Source organism: Micromonospora sp. NPDC005257, from assembly GCF_042872445.1.
Classification (GTDB): domain Bacteria; phylum Actinomycetota; class Actinomycetes; order Mycobacteriales; family Micromonosporaceae; genus Micromonospora.
Map to the genome: position 1 here is coordinate 1 of NZ_JBIAKL010000018.1, position 13,022 is coordinate 13,022.

At 74.1% G+C, this 13,022-nt stretch carries 12 protein-coding genes, 1 tRNA gene and 2 pseudogenes; 9 read left to right on the forward strand and 6 right to left on the reverse strand.

Annotated elements, in window-relative coordinates:
- A pseudogene (locus ACFYO8_RS27910) lies at positions 1–287 on the forward strand (hypothetical protein); the annotation flags it as partial.
- 7 nt (positions 288–294) lie between these two features.
- Here ACFYO8_RS27910 and ACFYO8_RS27915 read toward each other — a convergent pair.
- Both ACFYO8_RS27915 and ACFYO8_RS27920 read right to left on the reverse strand, forming a co-directional pair.
- Complete coding sequence (locus tag ACFYO8_RS27915; protein ID WP_355094650.1) at positions 295–1,311, reverse strand: hypothetical protein; 1,017 nt, start codon at positions 1,309–1,311, stop codon at positions 295–297.
- A gap of 71 nt (positions 1,312–1,382) precedes the next feature.
- Positions 1,383–1,455 (reverse strand) — tRNA-Arg (locus ACFYO8_RS27920).
- 169 nt (positions 1,456–1,624) lie between these two features.
- On the opposite strand from ACFYO8_RS27920, the gene ACFYO8_RS27925 reads away from it, so the two are divergent.
- Positions 1,625–2,359: a hypothetical protein gene (locus ACFYO8_RS27925; protein WP_354870953.1), complete on the forward strand. Its 735-nt coding sequence runs from the start codon at positions 1,625–1,627 to the stop codon at positions 2,357–2,359.
- Positions 2,360–2,414: 55 nt separating this feature from the next.
- Here ACFYO8_RS27925 and ACFYO8_RS27930 read toward each other — a convergent pair whose 3' ends face one another.
- The gene (locus ACFYO8_RS27930; protein WP_354870951.1) at positions 2,415–3,431 is read right to left on the reverse strand and encodes an alpha/beta hydrolase; all 1,017 of its coding nucleotides are present in this window, start codon (positions 3,429–3,431) and stop codon (positions 2,415–2,417) included.
- Between the two features lie 135 nt (positions 3,432–3,566).
- Positions 3,567–3,977 (reverse strand): HPF/RaiA family ribosome-associated protein, encoded by a 411-nt coding sequence (locus ACFYO8_RS27935; protein ID WP_354870949.1) that lies wholly within the window; start codon positions 3,975–3,977, stop codon positions 3,567–3,569.
- Between the two features lie 284 nt (positions 3,978–4,261).
- Here ACFYO8_RS27935 and ssb point away from each other — a divergent pair, with 284 nt between their 5' ends.
- The 3 genes from ssb (at position 4,262) to ACFYO8_RS27950 (ending at position 7,731) form a co-directional block, all read left to right on the forward strand.
- Positions 4,262–5,089, forward strand: coding sequence for a single-stranded DNA-binding protein (ssb, locus tag ACFYO8_RS27940; protein WP_387190606.1), 828 nt, complete (start codon positions 4,262–4,264; stop codon positions 5,087–5,089).
- An 87-nt stretch (positions 5,090–5,176) separates the two neighbouring features.
- Positions 5,177–6,190 (forward strand): cobalamin biosynthesis protein, encoded by a 1,014-nt coding sequence (locus ACFYO8_RS27945; protein WP_387188722.1) that lies wholly within the window; start codon positions 5,177–5,179, stop codon positions 6,188–6,190.
- Entirely contained in the window at positions 6,187–7,731 is a 1,545-nt protein-coding gene (locus tag ACFYO8_RS27950; RefSeq protein WP_355094906.1) for a cobyric acid synthase, read from the forward strand. The genes ACFYO8_RS27945 and ACFYO8_RS27950 overlap by 4 nt, the downstream gene beginning before the upstream one ends.
- Here ACFYO8_RS27950 and ACFYO8_RS27955 read toward each other — a convergent pair.
- Positions 7,725–8,126, reverse strand: coding sequence for a rhodanese-like domain-containing protein (locus tag ACFYO8_RS27955; protein WP_354871265.1), 402 nt, complete (start codon positions 8,124–8,126; stop codon positions 7,725–7,727). The genes ACFYO8_RS27950 and ACFYO8_RS27955 overlap by 7 nt on opposite strands.
- Positions 8,127–8,237: 111 nt before the next feature.
- Between ACFYO8_RS27955 and ACFYO8_RS27960 the strand changes: the two are divergent.
- The 4 genes and pseudogenes from ACFYO8_RS27960 to ACFYO8_RS27975 form a co-directional block, all read left to right on the forward strand.
- Positions 8,238–8,938 (forward strand): annotated as a pseudogene (locus ACFYO8_RS27960) (uridine kinase); the annotation flags it as partial.
- A complete protein-coding gene (locus ACFYO8_RS27965; protein WP_354870943.1) occupies positions 8,913–10,277 on the forward strand; it encodes a dipeptidase in 1,365 nt (454 codons plus the stop codon). The pseudogene ACFYO8_RS27960 and the gene ACFYO8_RS27965, both read left to right, overlap by 26 nt.
- A 78-nt stretch (positions 10,278–10,355) precedes the next feature.
- On the forward strand, positions 10,356–10,562 hold the full coding sequence (locus ACFYO8_RS27970; RefSeq protein ID WP_354870940.1) for a hypothetical protein: 207 nt from the start codon (positions 10,356–10,358) through the stop codon (positions 10,560–10,562).
- 136 nt (positions 10,563–10,698) lie between these two features.
- Positions 10,699–12,282 carry an ATP-dependent DNA ligase gene (locus ACFYO8_RS27975; protein ID WP_355094907.1) on the forward strand — a complete coding sequence of 528 codons (1,584 nt, stop codon included), beginning with the start codon at positions 10,699–10,701 and terminating at the stop codon, positions 12,280–12,282.
- A 4-nt stretch (positions 12,283–12,286) separates the two neighbouring features.
- On the opposite strand, the gene ACFYO8_RS27980 is transcribed toward ACFYO8_RS27975, so the two are convergent.
- Positions 12,287–12,967: a hypothetical protein gene (locus tag ACFYO8_RS27980; RefSeq protein WP_354870935.1), complete on the reverse strand. Its 681-nt coding sequence runs from the start codon at positions 12,965–12,967 to the stop codon at positions 12,287–12,289.
- Between the last annotated feature and the right edge of the window lie 55 nt (positions 12,968–13,022).

Here is a 13,022-nt window from a genome sequence, read left to right on the forward strand (position 1 = left end):
CACCAACATCGCCGCCGGCACCCGCCATCACGCCCGCGACAGCACCCGCCCACTGGCACTCCTCGGCGTCACCTGACGACTTTGCCGGGGCCCTGCCCGACAACCGCGCCTACAACCGACTGCTACGCGGCCTGCGCTGGCAAGGAGAACGCGGCTTCGCGATCCTGGTCGGACGCTGGAAAACGCTACGCCATACAAACATCAGCCCACGCCGAATCGGCGACATCGTCGCTGCCGCGCTACACCTGACCCACTTCGAGTGCAAATACCTACCGAAAAGTCGCTGAGATCACCTCAGTCCGTGCAGCGCTCGATCCGCGTGTACGTAGGACGCCCCGGCTCGACAAATGTCTCGATGTACATCGCGGCGCGTCTACCGTGGACCCGGAACCGAAGAACCGTGACGGGTCCGCTGCGGAAGGTCGTGTCCTCAGGATTCTCGCGGTAGACGTTCAGAGCCTGACGGACATACTCCCGGTGGATCTTCTCCGCGTCCCCGCTCACCTGCAGCACCGTGAGCGAACCACCGTCGCACCCGCCGACGTGCGCCCCGTAGTTGGGGTCGAGCGGCGGCGCGATGGCCCGGCTGCCGGTGACCACCCTGACCTTGTCGGCCTTTTCCCCTTCGCCGGGTACTGACGTCGGCGGTTGGTTCAGCGGCAACGCGACGACCGGCGAGGGTACCTTCACGTCTGTGGTCGCGGGTCGGCCCTGCTCTTTCGACGGGCTCACCAGCCTGATCATGGGCCATAGGCTGTCAGGACTCTCTGCCGGGATGAAGAGGCGGGCCTCCACCGACCTCTCGTCTTGGGATCCGCTGTCGGCGGCAGACCGCTGCCCGCTCGCTCTACAGTCCAGAGCACTCAGTCGCGCACCGGACGGCACGGTGCTGTCTCCGGGCAGATCCGTCAACGTCTGGGAAGGTTCGACGATTCTCAGAAGACACAGGTGCCCGTCAGGACTTGTCGAGGTCACGTCGAAGCGGGCCCGCTCGATGCGTGCGACCAGGTCCCGAAACGTGCCGACCGGGTCGCACCCGGTCACCAGCAACAACGCTTCCGTGTGGCCCCTGCCGTCGGCGAACGCCCGACCGATCAGGGCGGCACCGGTCGGCACGGTCACCCCACCGAGCACCGGCTCGCCGGCGCCCGGCAGACGGGTCACCCACGACGCGACGGGGACCGCAGGGTCGCACGGCTCGGCCCGCAGCCGATCGGCTACGGCGCACGCCTGGCCGGCGAGCAGCAGGACAACGGCCAGCAGCGCAGCCGCCGCGCCGCGAACGACCGCCGGCGACAGCCTCGCATTCATGACCACCAACCTACTTCGATGCGGCGGTCGATATCAGCACCGGCAAACCGGCCGGACCGGGAAAGTGCCTGTGCGCCCGGCAGGATTCGAACCTGCGGCCTTGGGATTAGAAGTCCCCTGCTCTATCCGCTGAGCTACGGGCGCGCGCCGACGATCGTCGCGCCAAGAGGGTACCGCCGGTCTCCGCGTGGCCGGGGGTACGGGTCGGCGCGTCCGTTCCGCCGTCAGCGTCCCATGCCGGGGCCCGGACCGGCACCACAGTTCCGGTGGGTCCGGCGCCGTCCGGGCGGGACGCGATCCGTACCCTCGTCGGATGCTGCTCGACCAGGAAACCGAGAACGAGACCGTCTTCGAGCTGTGCCGGCTCCTCGGGCGGGCCATCCTGCCCCTCACCGGATCGGATGCGCCGGGTGCCCCGGTGGGCGTCGTCGGCACCGCCTTCTTCTACAGCGAGCTGGTCGGCGCCACCGACGACGGCGAGATCGCGCACGAGTGGCTGCTCACCGCCGACGCGCTCACCGATCGGGCGTACGGCGAGATCGGGTTGCGGCCGAGCGTCACCGACCCGGCCGAGGGGGCGGACGAGCCGATCGACCTGCCCGGTTTCGCCGACCACTGGCTGCACCTGCCGGAACTGGGGCTCGCCGCGATGCCGACCGGCGGCCTGCACGGCTGGGCCGACGACAGGGGCTGGCGCTGGCGTACCCAGCAGGTCACCGAGGCCGTGGCCGCGCCGGCCGACGCGGTCGCCCGGATCAGCGCGGCGCCCGCCTCGGCGTTCGTGCTGGCCCTGGGCGTCGGCGACGGCGGGTCGCGGCCGTTGGAGGCGGTGGTGGAGCGGGTCGCCCGGGACGGCGGCGAGGTGCGGGTCACGACGGAGCTGCCCGCAGGCTACGTGGGCGCGCCGGTGTTCGCGGTCGAGGCCGGGCCGGACGGCGGACCGGCGCTGCGCTGCCTGGGCGTGGTGCTGCCGCCGCGGTCGGGCGGTCATCCGATCGCGACGTTCGACCGGATCCGCGTCGCGCTCGCGGCGGTCGCCGCCGACTGAACCGGCCACCCCGGCTCGCGGGAACGAGGCCGCCGGGCGGGGAGGGCGACCGGGCTCAGCCCTCGGAGGTCGCGTCGGCCGGCCGCCGCGGGGCCGGCGGCGTCGTGGGCTCCGGCTCGGTCGGCCCGGCCCGCAGGAATCCCTCCGCCCACCGTCCGACCTCCACGAAGACCTTCTCGCGTACGCCGGGACTGGACAGCGTGAGGTCGTGCAGCCCGCCGTCGAAGCGGGCGAGCGTGACGTGCCGGCCGAGGCGTGGCGCCCAGCGCACCATGTGCTCGACGTCCAGCACCGCGTCGGCGCCGGTGGCGCTGTCGTGCCACTTGGTGCCCCGGAAACTACGCGTGGAGCAGGCGAGCAGCACCGGCACCGGGATGTCCAGCCCTGCCCGCAGGCGGCGCTGACCGGCGCGGATCGCGTTGATCCAGCCGGCCCGCACCGGGAACCCGGCGAGCGGCTTCCAGTTCAGGTCGTACCGCCACTCGCCCCGGTGGTCGGCGTGCAGGCTCTCGCCGTACACCGTGCCCAGGCCGAACGGCAGGACACGCTGCGGCGCCCTGCGGCCCAGGCGGGAGACGGCGGCCGCGAGGGGCCGGCGCACCATCCAGGGCGCGTTGATGTCGAAGAAGGGGCTGTTGAGCACGATGCCGTCGACCAGGCCGGCGTCGCGGCGGTCGTGCGCCCAGAGCGAGATGATCAGGCCGCCGGTCGAGTGGCCCATGGCGAGCAGGGTGTCGTGGCCCTCCTCGGTGCGGATGATCTCCGCGGCGGCGTCCAGCTCGGGGAAGTAGTCGCTCAGGTCGCGGCAGAAGTTCGGGGTCTGGTGCGGGAGCAGGCTGCGGCCGTACTTGCGCAGGTCGACCGCGTAGAAGTCCCAGCCGCGCTCGGCGAAGAAGTCGGCCACGTGGGTCTGGAAGAAGTAGTCGACGAAGCCGTGCACGTAGAGCACGGCGCGGCCGGTCGGGCGGTCGGCCCGCCGCCGCACCAGTGTCGCGACCACCGGCCCCTCGTCGTCGGTGCCCAGCTCGATCGTCCGCCGCTCGTAGGGGGCGCCCAGCACGTCCGGTTCCACGACCGCGACGGTACGCCGCCGCGCTACCCGGCGGTAGGGGTGGGCGTAGGGAGGGGCCCTTGTTCGCAACGGCGGACCGCCCCAGCGCGGGGACGGCCCGCCCGCCGGCACCGGGCGGGCGGGCCGTGCCGGGATTCAGGCGGTCTCGGCGTCCTCGCGCTCGGCGTCCTGCAACGGGGTGACCTCGGGCTGGTCGACGGCGCGCAGGTGCTTGTTGTTGCGCGGCTCCTGCCGGGTCTTCGCGTCGTTGAGCTTGCGGCGCAGGTCGTCCCGGACGTCGTTGAGCGCGGCGTGCAGATCCTCCTCGGTCGAGGTCGTAACGATCTTCTGCCGTCCGGCGATCCAGCACTCCAGGGTCACCTTCTGGCCCCGGGCCTCGCGATCCTTGACTGTCACCTCCAGCTCGGTGGCGTCGGCGTGGAAGCCGGCGAGCCGGGAGTCCAGGGTAGCGAACTGCTCGGCGATCCAGTTGCGGTCGCCCTGGGAGAACCCGGCGCCGACCCGCAGGCACTCGGCCACGGTCGCGGGGTTCGCCACGGCGCTCATCGCGCTGCCTCGCGGACGTCTCGGAGAAGCATGGGAGCTCCCTTTCTCTCGGTTGATCGACCACTTACCCAACCGGCGTGATTCCGGAACGCCTGCCTGCCGGCTCTTTCGATCATGCGTCGTCGCAGGTCAGGACCGTAGGGCCAGTTGGCCTAGCAGATCGGGACCTTGATCAGGTGGTTGTCCACAGGGCCGCTCGTCATCCACAGGTCCGGGCCGGCGGGTGGTCCGGGCGGGGCATTCGGCCGACGCTCACCGGGACAAGTCGATCCCTGGGAGGGGCGATGTTCGATACGTACGTGACGGTCGTCGGCAACGTGCTCACCGCGCCGGAGTGGCGCCGTACCACGCAGAGTGGAACGCTGGTGGCCAACTTCAAGGTCGCCTCGACCGCCCGCCGCCTCGACCGCGACAGCGGCCGCTGGGTCGACGGCAACAGCCTTCGGGTACGCGTCAATTGCTGGCGCCGCCTCGCCGAGGGAGTGGCCGCCTCGGTGGCGGTGGGTGATCCGGTGATCGTCGCCGGCCGCCTCTACACCCGGGACTGGACCGACGAGTCCGGCACCCACCGCACGCTCTACGAGCTGGAGGCGGTCGCCGTCGGGCACGACCTGTCCCGCGGCCGCGCCCGCTTCCTGCGCAACCAGCCCCGCGCGGCCACCAGCACAGTCGAGGACGCGCAGGCCGAGCAGCGGGTGCACGGCGAGGCGACCGAGCCGGTGCCGGACGCACAGGCCCCCGCGACGTTCGACGACCGGCCCTTCGACGACGACTTCCCGCCGCCGGAGTACGGGGGCGGCCGGGGCGGGCCCGCCGGCGAGCGGGTGGGTGAGCCCGACCCGTTCGACGCCCGGCCCCACGTGCGGGCCACCGGCTTCGACCCGGGGCCGGGCGGCCCGGTCGCGGAGGAGGAGGACGAGCTGGGCGACGTGGAGGACGACGACCCGGTCACGGCCGACGACGACGAGCTGGGCGCTGTCGCACCGCCGGACATCGACGCACCAGGTGGTTCCGGACCGGGCGGGGACGAGCCGACCGGCGACGGTCCGGGCGGCGCCGGCGGGAGCACCCCGGGGCGTCGCGGACGGCGGCGTACCCCGGTGCCCGCCTGACCCTCCGTCCGACGGGGGCGCGGGGTGGTGACAGCGGCGTCACCACCCCGCGGTACGACTAGGCTGGCCGGCCGGAGGTGGTGACGGGTGCGGCAGGCGACCGCCATGGCGAACGCGACCGGGTTGGTGGCGGGCTACGCGCTCGACGCCCTGATCGGTGACCCCCGCCGGTGGCATCCGGTGGCCGGATTCGGTCGGGCGGCCGGCGCGCTGGAACGGCGGCTCTACCGCCCCGACCGGGCGGCCGGCACCGCGTTCACCGCGCTGGCGGTCGGCGGGCCCGTCCTGCTCGGCGCCGCCGCCGCGCTGGCGACCCGGCGCCATCCGATCGCGCGGGCCGCGCTGGTGGCTGCCGGCACCTGGACGGTGCTCGGCGGGCGCACCCTGCGGCACGAGTCCCGGGTGATGGCGCGGGCGCTGGGCCGGGCCGACCTGCCCGCCGCCCGGGCCCGCCTCGGCAACCTCTGCGGGCGTGACCCGTCCGCTCTCGACGAGCCCGATCTCGCCCGCGCCACAGTCGAGTCGGTCGCCGAGAACACCTCGGACGCCGTGGTCGCCCCGCTGGTCTGGGGTGCGGTCGCGGGCCTGCCGGGGCTGCTCGGGTATCGGGCGGCGAACACGCTCGACGCGATGGTCGGGCACCGCTCGCCCCGGTACGCCCGCTTCGGCACCCCGGCCGCCCGGCTGGATGACGCGCTGAACCTGGTGCCGTCCCGGCTGACCGGGTTGCTCACGGTGGCCGTCGCGCCGGTGGCGAACGGAAGTCGCGCCACCGCCTGGCACGTGTGGCGGCGGGACCGGGCCGACCACCCGAGCCCGAACGCCGGCCAGTGCGAGGCGGCCATGGCGGGCGCGCTCGGCGTACGGCTCGGCGGACGCAACGTCTACTTCGGCCGCGCCGAGACCCGCCCGTTCCTCGGTGACGGGCCACGACCCGACGCGCGGCACCTGAAGCGGGCCGCTCGGATCTCCGGCGCGGTGGGTGCGGCCGCGCTCGGCCTGGCCGCGCTCTACCCGGTGACAGTCGGCCGGCTGGCCGGTGCCGCCGGGCGGGCCACGCTGGGCGCTCTCGGCGCGGCCCGGCGGGGAAGCGGGCGGTGAGCGGCGGGCTGTTGGTCGCCGGCACCACCTCCGACGCCGGCAAGAGCGTGCTCACCGCCGGCATCTGCCGCTGGCTGCGTCGCCGGGGCGTCCGGGTCGCACCGTTCAAGGCGCAGAACATGTCGAACAACTCCGCGGTGGTGGTCGGCCCGGACGGTCGCGGCGGAGAACTGGGCCGGGCCCAGGCGATGCAGGCCGCCGCCTGCGGACTCGACGCCGACCTGCGCTTCAACCCGGTGCTGCTCAAGCCGGGCAGCGACCACGCCAGCCAGGTGGTGCTGCTCGGCGAGGCGGTCGACACGGTCACCGCCGGCAACTACCACGAGGTGCGGACCCGGCTGGCCACCACGGCGTACGCGGCGCTGGCCGAGCTGCGGGCCGAGTACGACGTGGTGATCTGCGAGGGCGCGGGCAGCCCTGCCGAGATCAACCTGCGCGACGGCGACTACGTCAACATGGGGCTGGCGCGGCAGGCCGGCCTGCCCGCGATCGTGGTCGGCGACATCGACCGGGGTGGGGTGTTCGCCTCGATGTTCGGCACCGTCGCGTTGCTCGACGCGGCCGATCAGGCGCTCGTGGCCGGGTTCGTGGTGAACAAGTTCCGCGGCGACCGTGGCCTGCTCCAGCCCGGGCTGGACATGCTGCGCCGGGTCACCGGCCGCCCGACGTACGGTGTGGTGCCCTGGGCGCTGGACCTGTGGCTGGACGCGGAGGACTCGCTCGCGTACGGGCGGGTGCTCGGCCGCCCACCCGCGCCCCGGGGCACCGACTGGCTCGACGTCGCAGTGGTCCGGCTGCCCCGGATCAGCAACGCCACCGACGTGGAGGCCCTCGCGACCGAGCCGGGCGTGCGGGTACGCCTCACCGTCGAGCCGGCCGAACTGGCCGCCGCCGACCTGGTGGTGCTTCCCGGCACCAAGTCGACGGTGGCCGACCTGGCCTGGCTGCGGGAGACCGGACTGGCCGACGCGGTGCGGGCGCACGCCGCCGCCGGACGGCCGCTGCTCGGCATCTGCGGCGGCTTCCAGATGCTGGGCCGGGCGGTCCACGATCAGGTGGAGAGCCGCCGGGGCACGGTTCCCGGCCTCGGGTTGCTGCCGGTCGAGATCACCTTCGAGCCGCGCAAGACGGTACGCCGGGCCGAGGGCACCGCCTCCGGAGACGTGCCGGTGCACGGCTACGAGATCCACCACGGCCGGGTCTCGGCCGCCGACCCGGGCCTGGCGCCGCTGCTGCGCTACGCCGACGGCACCGGCGAGGGCGCGCGCCTCGGCGCCGTGTACGGCACGCACTGGCACGGCGCCTTCTCGTCCGACGCGTTCCGCCGCCGGTTCCTGACCGAGGTCGCGGATGCGGCCGGGCGGACCGGGTTCAAGGTCGCGCCGGACACGTCCTTCGAGGCCGCCCGGGAGCGGACCCTGGACCTGCTCGGCGACCTGGTGGAGGAGCACCTGGACACGGACGCGGTGTGGCGGCTGATCGAGTCCGGGCCACCGCCGGGACTGCCGTTCGTGCCACCCGGCGCGCCACCGGGTCAGTAACGCACGTCGGCCGGGCGGTCGGACATCGGCAGCCCGGCCTCCCGCCAGCCCTGCACCCCGCCGACCATGTCGGTTGCCTGCCGCAACCCGAGCGTCTGAAGGCTGGCGGCGGCCAGGCTGGAGCTGTACCCCTCCCGGCACACCACGATGATCTCGCGGTCGTACCCGGTCGCCTCCGGGATGCGCCACGCGCTGGCCGGGTCGAGCCGCCACTCCAGCACCGTGCGGTCGATGACGATCGCGCCGGGCAGCTCACCCTCTTCGCGGCGCTGCGCCTCGGTACGCGTGTCGATAAGCAGCGCGCCGCCACGGACCGCCTCGACGGTCTCGTGCGGAGTGAGCCGGCGGAGACCGGCGCGGGCCTGTTCCAGAAGGGCGTCGACGCCCGGACACATCACGTCATGGAGCACCCTCAGATGATGCCCAGCGCGGCGCGTCGCCGTTCGACGAAACGGTCCGTCCGGGTCGCAGTTTCCAGCGGACGGGGGAACGTTAGCGTCGGTCGGGTGAACGTGGCCGTGATCGAGGCGTACACCGGTTTGGCCCGCCAGGTGCTGGCCGGTCCGGCGCGGTTGGGGCGTACCCGGCTGGTGGCCGTCGACGGGCCCAGCGGCGCGGGCAAGAGCCGGTTCGCGACGCGCCTCGCGGACGCCCTCGCGGCGTCGGCGGGCGGTGTGCGCCCGCCGCTCGTGCACACCGACGACCTGCTCGACGGCTGGGACGACCAGCTCACGTTCTGGACCCGGCTGGAGGAGCAGGTGCTCGGCCCGGTGCGGGCCGGCCGGGCGGGTGGCTACCGCCGCTACAGCTGGGTGCGGCGCCGCTTCCTGGACCGGGTGGTCCCGGTGCCGGCCGCACCGGTGCTGATCGTCGAGGGGGTGAGCGCCGCCCGCGCCGTGGTACGTCCCGAGCTGACGCTGTCGGTGCTGGTCACCGCGCCGGCCGAACTGCGGTTGCGGCGGGCGCTGGCCCGCGACGGCGCGCAGATCCTGCCGGAGCTGCGGCGCTGGCACGCGGGGGAGCGGGCGCACTTCGCCGCCGACGGCACTGCGGCGGCGGTGGACCTGGTCGTCGACGGCGCTCCCGGCCTGCCGCACGACGCGGACCGCTACTACGTGCGGGTGGGCCGGCGATCGGGCTCGGGCGACGTGAGGGGGTAAGGCCAGCATACGATTCCGGTCATGACCACTCCGATCCTCTCCGAGCCCGAGGTGCGGGCCGCCGTCGAGCGGGAACTGCCGGGCGTCCGCGCCGACCTCGAGCGACTCGTCCGCATCCCGGGCATCGCCTTCGAGGGCTTCGACCACTCGCACGTGGAGCGTTCCGCCGAGGCGGTGGCGGAGCTGCTGCGCGGCTGCGGCCTCGACACGCGGATCGTCCGGTCCGGCGGCCAGCCGGCCGTGATCGGCACCAGGGCGGCCCCGCCCGGCGCACCCACGGTGCTCATGTACGCGCACCACGACGTGCAGCCGGTCGGCGACCTGTCGCTGTGGGAGTCGGACCCGTTCGAGCCGGTGGAGCGCGACGGCCGCCTCTACGGCCGGGGCGCCGCCGACGACAAGGCCGGCATCATGGCGCACGTCGCCGCGCTGCGCGCGTTCGGCGACCGGCTCCCGGTCGGTGTGGTGCTGTTCATCGAGGGCGAGGAGGAGTACGGCTCGGACTCGCTGGAGCGGCTGCTCGCCGAGCACCGTGACGACCTGGCCTCGGACGTCATCGTCATCGCCGACTCCACCAACTGGGACGTCGGCGTGCCGGCGCTGACCACCTCACTGCGCGGCATCGTCAACTGCTTCGTGGAGGTGCGCACGCTCGACCATGCGGTGCACAGCGGCATGTTCGGCGGCGCCGTGCCGGACGCGCTCACCGCGCTGGTGAAGCTGCTCGGCACGCTGCACGACGAGGCCGGCGACGTCGCGGTGGACGGGCTGATCGGCCGCGAGGGCGCCAGCGTGGACTACCCGGAGGACCGGTTCCGCGCCGAGGCCGGCCTGGTCGACGGCGCGAAGCTGCTCGGCACCGGCCGGATCACCGACCGGCTCTGGACCAAGCCCGCGCTGGCGATCCTCGGCGTGGACGCGCCGGCCACCGGCGAGGCGCCGAACGCGCTGGTGCCGTCCGCGAAGGCGAAGCTGAGCGTACGGCTGGCGCCGGGCGACGACCCGAAGAAGGCGTACGCGGCGCTGACCGCGCACCTGGAGCGGCACGCGCCCTGGGGCGCGCAGGTGTCGGTGACGTTCGAGCACGACGGCGCACCCTGCGTCATCGACGCCTCCGGGCCGATGTTCGACGCGGCCCGGTCGGCGTTCCGGACGGCCTGGGACGGCACCGACCCGGTCGACATCGGGGTGGGCGGGTCGATCCCGTTCATCGCCACGTTCCAGGAGATGTTCCCGCAGGCCGCGATCCTGGTGACCGGGGTGGAGGATCCGCACGCGCGGGCGCACGGGCCGAACGAGAGCCTGCACCTCGGCGAGTTCGCCCGGGTCTGCCTGGCCGAGGCGCTGCTGCTGGCCCGGGTGGCCGAGGTCGGAAACCGCTCCTGAGGTGTCGAAACCGTAACTTCGGGGCCGATGTCAGAGTTTGTGGTGTGTCGGCGGGCGGGGTGTTATAGCCTTTCGAACATGCGTACGAACAACGAGATGGAGCGGCTTCAGGCCGCCGTCCGTGCTCTGGGGGACGTCGACGTCTCCGCGTGGTCCGAGGCCACGCTCAACGAACAGATCGGCGAGCTCTCCGCCGCCCTGGTCACGCTCGACGCGCTGCTCACCCGGGTCGCCGAGGGCGTGCGCGGGCGCGGTCTGCGCATCGAGGAACCCGTCTCGGCCTGACCCCCGGCCCGGCGACACGTCGGACGAGCGACACGTCGGATTGGCCGCCCGGCGATCCGGTGGCCTGACGCACCCGTGCGGTGTGCCAGGTCGCCGGATCCGCCCCGATCTCACAGGCGGCTGGCAGGATGTGGACGTGCGTTTCGCGGAGCTGGCGGCCACCTCGGCCGCGGTCGGCGCCACCAGCGGCCGTCGGGCCAAGGTGGAGCTGCTGGCCGCCGCCCTGCGCGGGCTGGAGCCGGGCGAGATCCCGGCCGGCGCCGGCTACCTCGCCGGTGAGCTGCGCCAGCGCCAGACCGGTGTCGGCTGGGCGGGCCTGCGTGACCTGCCCCCACCGGCCGCCGAGCCGACGCTCACCGTCGCCGCCGTGGACGCGGCGATCGAGGAGATCTCCCGCGTCACCGGTGCCGGCTCGCAGGCCCGGCGGCGGGAACTTGTCGGCCGTCTCTTCGCCGCCGCCACCGCCGACGAGCAGCGCCTGCTGACCGGGCTGTTCCGGGGCGAGCTGCGCCAGGGCGCGCAGGCCGGGCTGCTGGCCGACGCGGTCGCGCGCGCCGCCGACGTACCGGTCACGGCCGTCCGGCGGGCCCTGCTGCTCGCCGGTGACCTGCGGGCGGTGGCGGTCGCGGCGCTCACCGGCGGCGCCGACGCGCTGGCCGGGTTCGGGCTCCAGGTGGGCCGGCCGCTCGCGCCGATGCTCGCGCAGAGCGCGCCCTCGGTCGACGAGGCGCTCACCGCCACCGGCGTGCCGGCGGTGGTGGACGTCAAGCTCGACGGCATCCGCATCCAGGTGCACCGCTCCGGCCCGGACATCGCCGTCTTCACCCGCAGCCTGGACGAGATCACCGGCCGGCTGCCGCAGGTGGTGGCCGCCGTCCGCGCGCTGCCCGCCCGCGAGCTGGTGCTCGACGGCGAGGCGATCGGGCTGGACGCCGCCGGCCGGCCGCTGCCGTTCCAGGAGACGTCCAGCCGGGCGGCCCGGCGCACCACGCCCAGCACCACCGGGCAGGTGCCTGTCGCGCCGGCGGTGGTGGCCGCAGCCGTGAGCGCCGGCGAGCCGGTGCTCACGCCGTACTTCTTCGACCTGCTGCACATCGACGGCGACGACCTGATCGACGCGCCCGGCCGGGAGCGGTGGGCGGCCCTGGCCGGTGCGGTCGACGCCTCGCTGCTGGTCGGCCGGGTCGAGGTGGACGACGCGACGCAGGCCGCCACCGCGTTCGCCGCGGCGGTCGACGCCGGTCAGGAGGGCGTGGTGGTGAAGGATCCGGCCGCGCCCTACGACGCGGGCCGGCGGGGCTCGGCCTGGGTCAAGGTCAAGCCGCGGCACACGCTCGACCTGGTGGTCCTCGCTGTCGAGTGGGGCAGCGGCCGGCGGGAGGGGTGGCTGTCCAACCTGCACCTGGGCGCACGCGATCCGCGTACCGGCGAGTTCGTCATGCTCGGCAAGACGTTCAAGGGCCTCACCGACGAGCTGTTGCGCTGGCAGACCGAGCGGTTCCTGTCGCTCGCGGTGGAGAAGGGCGACTGGGTGGTGCGGGTACGGCCGGAGCAGGTCGTCGAGATCGCGTTCGACGGGGTGCAGACCAGCAGCCGGTACCCGGGCGGCATGGCGTTGCGCTTCGCCCGCGTGCTGCGTTACCGCGACGACAAGACCGCCGCCGAGGCGGACACCATCGACGCGGTCCGCGCCATCCACGCCGGCCGGGTCGCCGGCTGACGGCTCAGCCGGCCGACAGCGACCGGGCGTAGTTGACCTGGTTGTTGATCTGGTGCACCTGGAACTGGTCGGTCACCGGGATCCGCGCGACGTACTGGTGACCGCCGCTGCTCACCGTCACCTGCACGGTGCCGTAGTGCCGCGTCTCCTTGATCAGCAGGAACAGGAGGCTGAACACGGTCAGGCAGAAGAAGCCGAGGATCGCGGCGACGATGGCCCAGGGGGCGATCTTCTCCTCCCGCTGCCAGTAGTCGGTCACGTACCAGGAGGCGCCGGCGAGCGGGAGCACACCGGCCGGGGTACGGATGACCGGCGGCGTCACCACGATCTCGGCGATCTGCACGGCGACCGCCGACTGCGCGGGCGGCACCGGTCCGGCCGGCGGGTACGGCCCGTGGTGCGGTGCGACCGCCCCGGCCGGCGGCCCCGGCGGCGCGGAGAACTGGGCCGGTGGCGCGGAGAACGGCGGCGCGGCCGGGAACTGCGCGGTGGCGGGCGGCGCGGAGAACGGCGGCGGCGCCGGAAGGGCCGGCGCTGCGGGGAAGGGCGCGGGGGTGACCGGTGCGTCCGGCACGGCCACCACCGGGAACTGCTCGGTGGGCGGTGCGACGGCCGGCGGCATGGCCGACCAGGGGTCGTACGCGGGCGGCTCGGCGGCCGGGGGCGTCGTGGAGTCAGAGGTCACCGCGACCCCCACGATTGACGATCATCCGCGGACCCTACAACGTCCCACCCGCCCG

Excerpts from the sequence above, each read along its gene's own strand:
- ACFYO8_RS27915 (WP_355094650.1), bottom strand. The coding sequence starts at position 1,311 with ATGAATGCGAGGCTGTCGCCGGCGGTCGTTCGCGGCGCGGCGGCTGCG.
- ACFYO8_RS27925 (WP_354870953.1), top strand. The coding sequence starts at position 1,625 with ATGCTGCTCGACCAGGAAACCGAGAACGAGACCGTCTTCGAGCTGTGC.
- ACFYO8_RS27935 (WP_354870949.1), bottom strand. The coding sequence starts at position 3,977 with ATGAGCGCCGTGGCGAACCCCGCGACCGTGGCCGAGTGCCTGCGGGTC.
- ssb (WP_387190606.1), top strand. The coding sequence starts at position 4,262 with ATGTTCGATACGTACGTGACGGTCGTCGGCAACGTGCTCACCGCGCCG.
- ACFYO8_RS27955 (WP_354871265.1), bottom strand. The coding sequence starts at position 8,126 with ATGTGTCCGGGCGTCGACGCCCTTCTGGAACAGGCCCGCGCCGGTCTC.
- ACFYO8_RS27965 (WP_354870943.1), top strand. The coding sequence starts at position 8,913 with ATGACCACTCCGATCCTCTCCGAGCCCGAGGTGCGGGCCGCCGTCGAG.
- ACFYO8_RS27970 (WP_354870940.1), top strand. The coding sequence starts at position 10,356 with ATGCGTACGAACAACGAGATGGAGCGGCTTCAGGCCGCCGTCCGTGCT.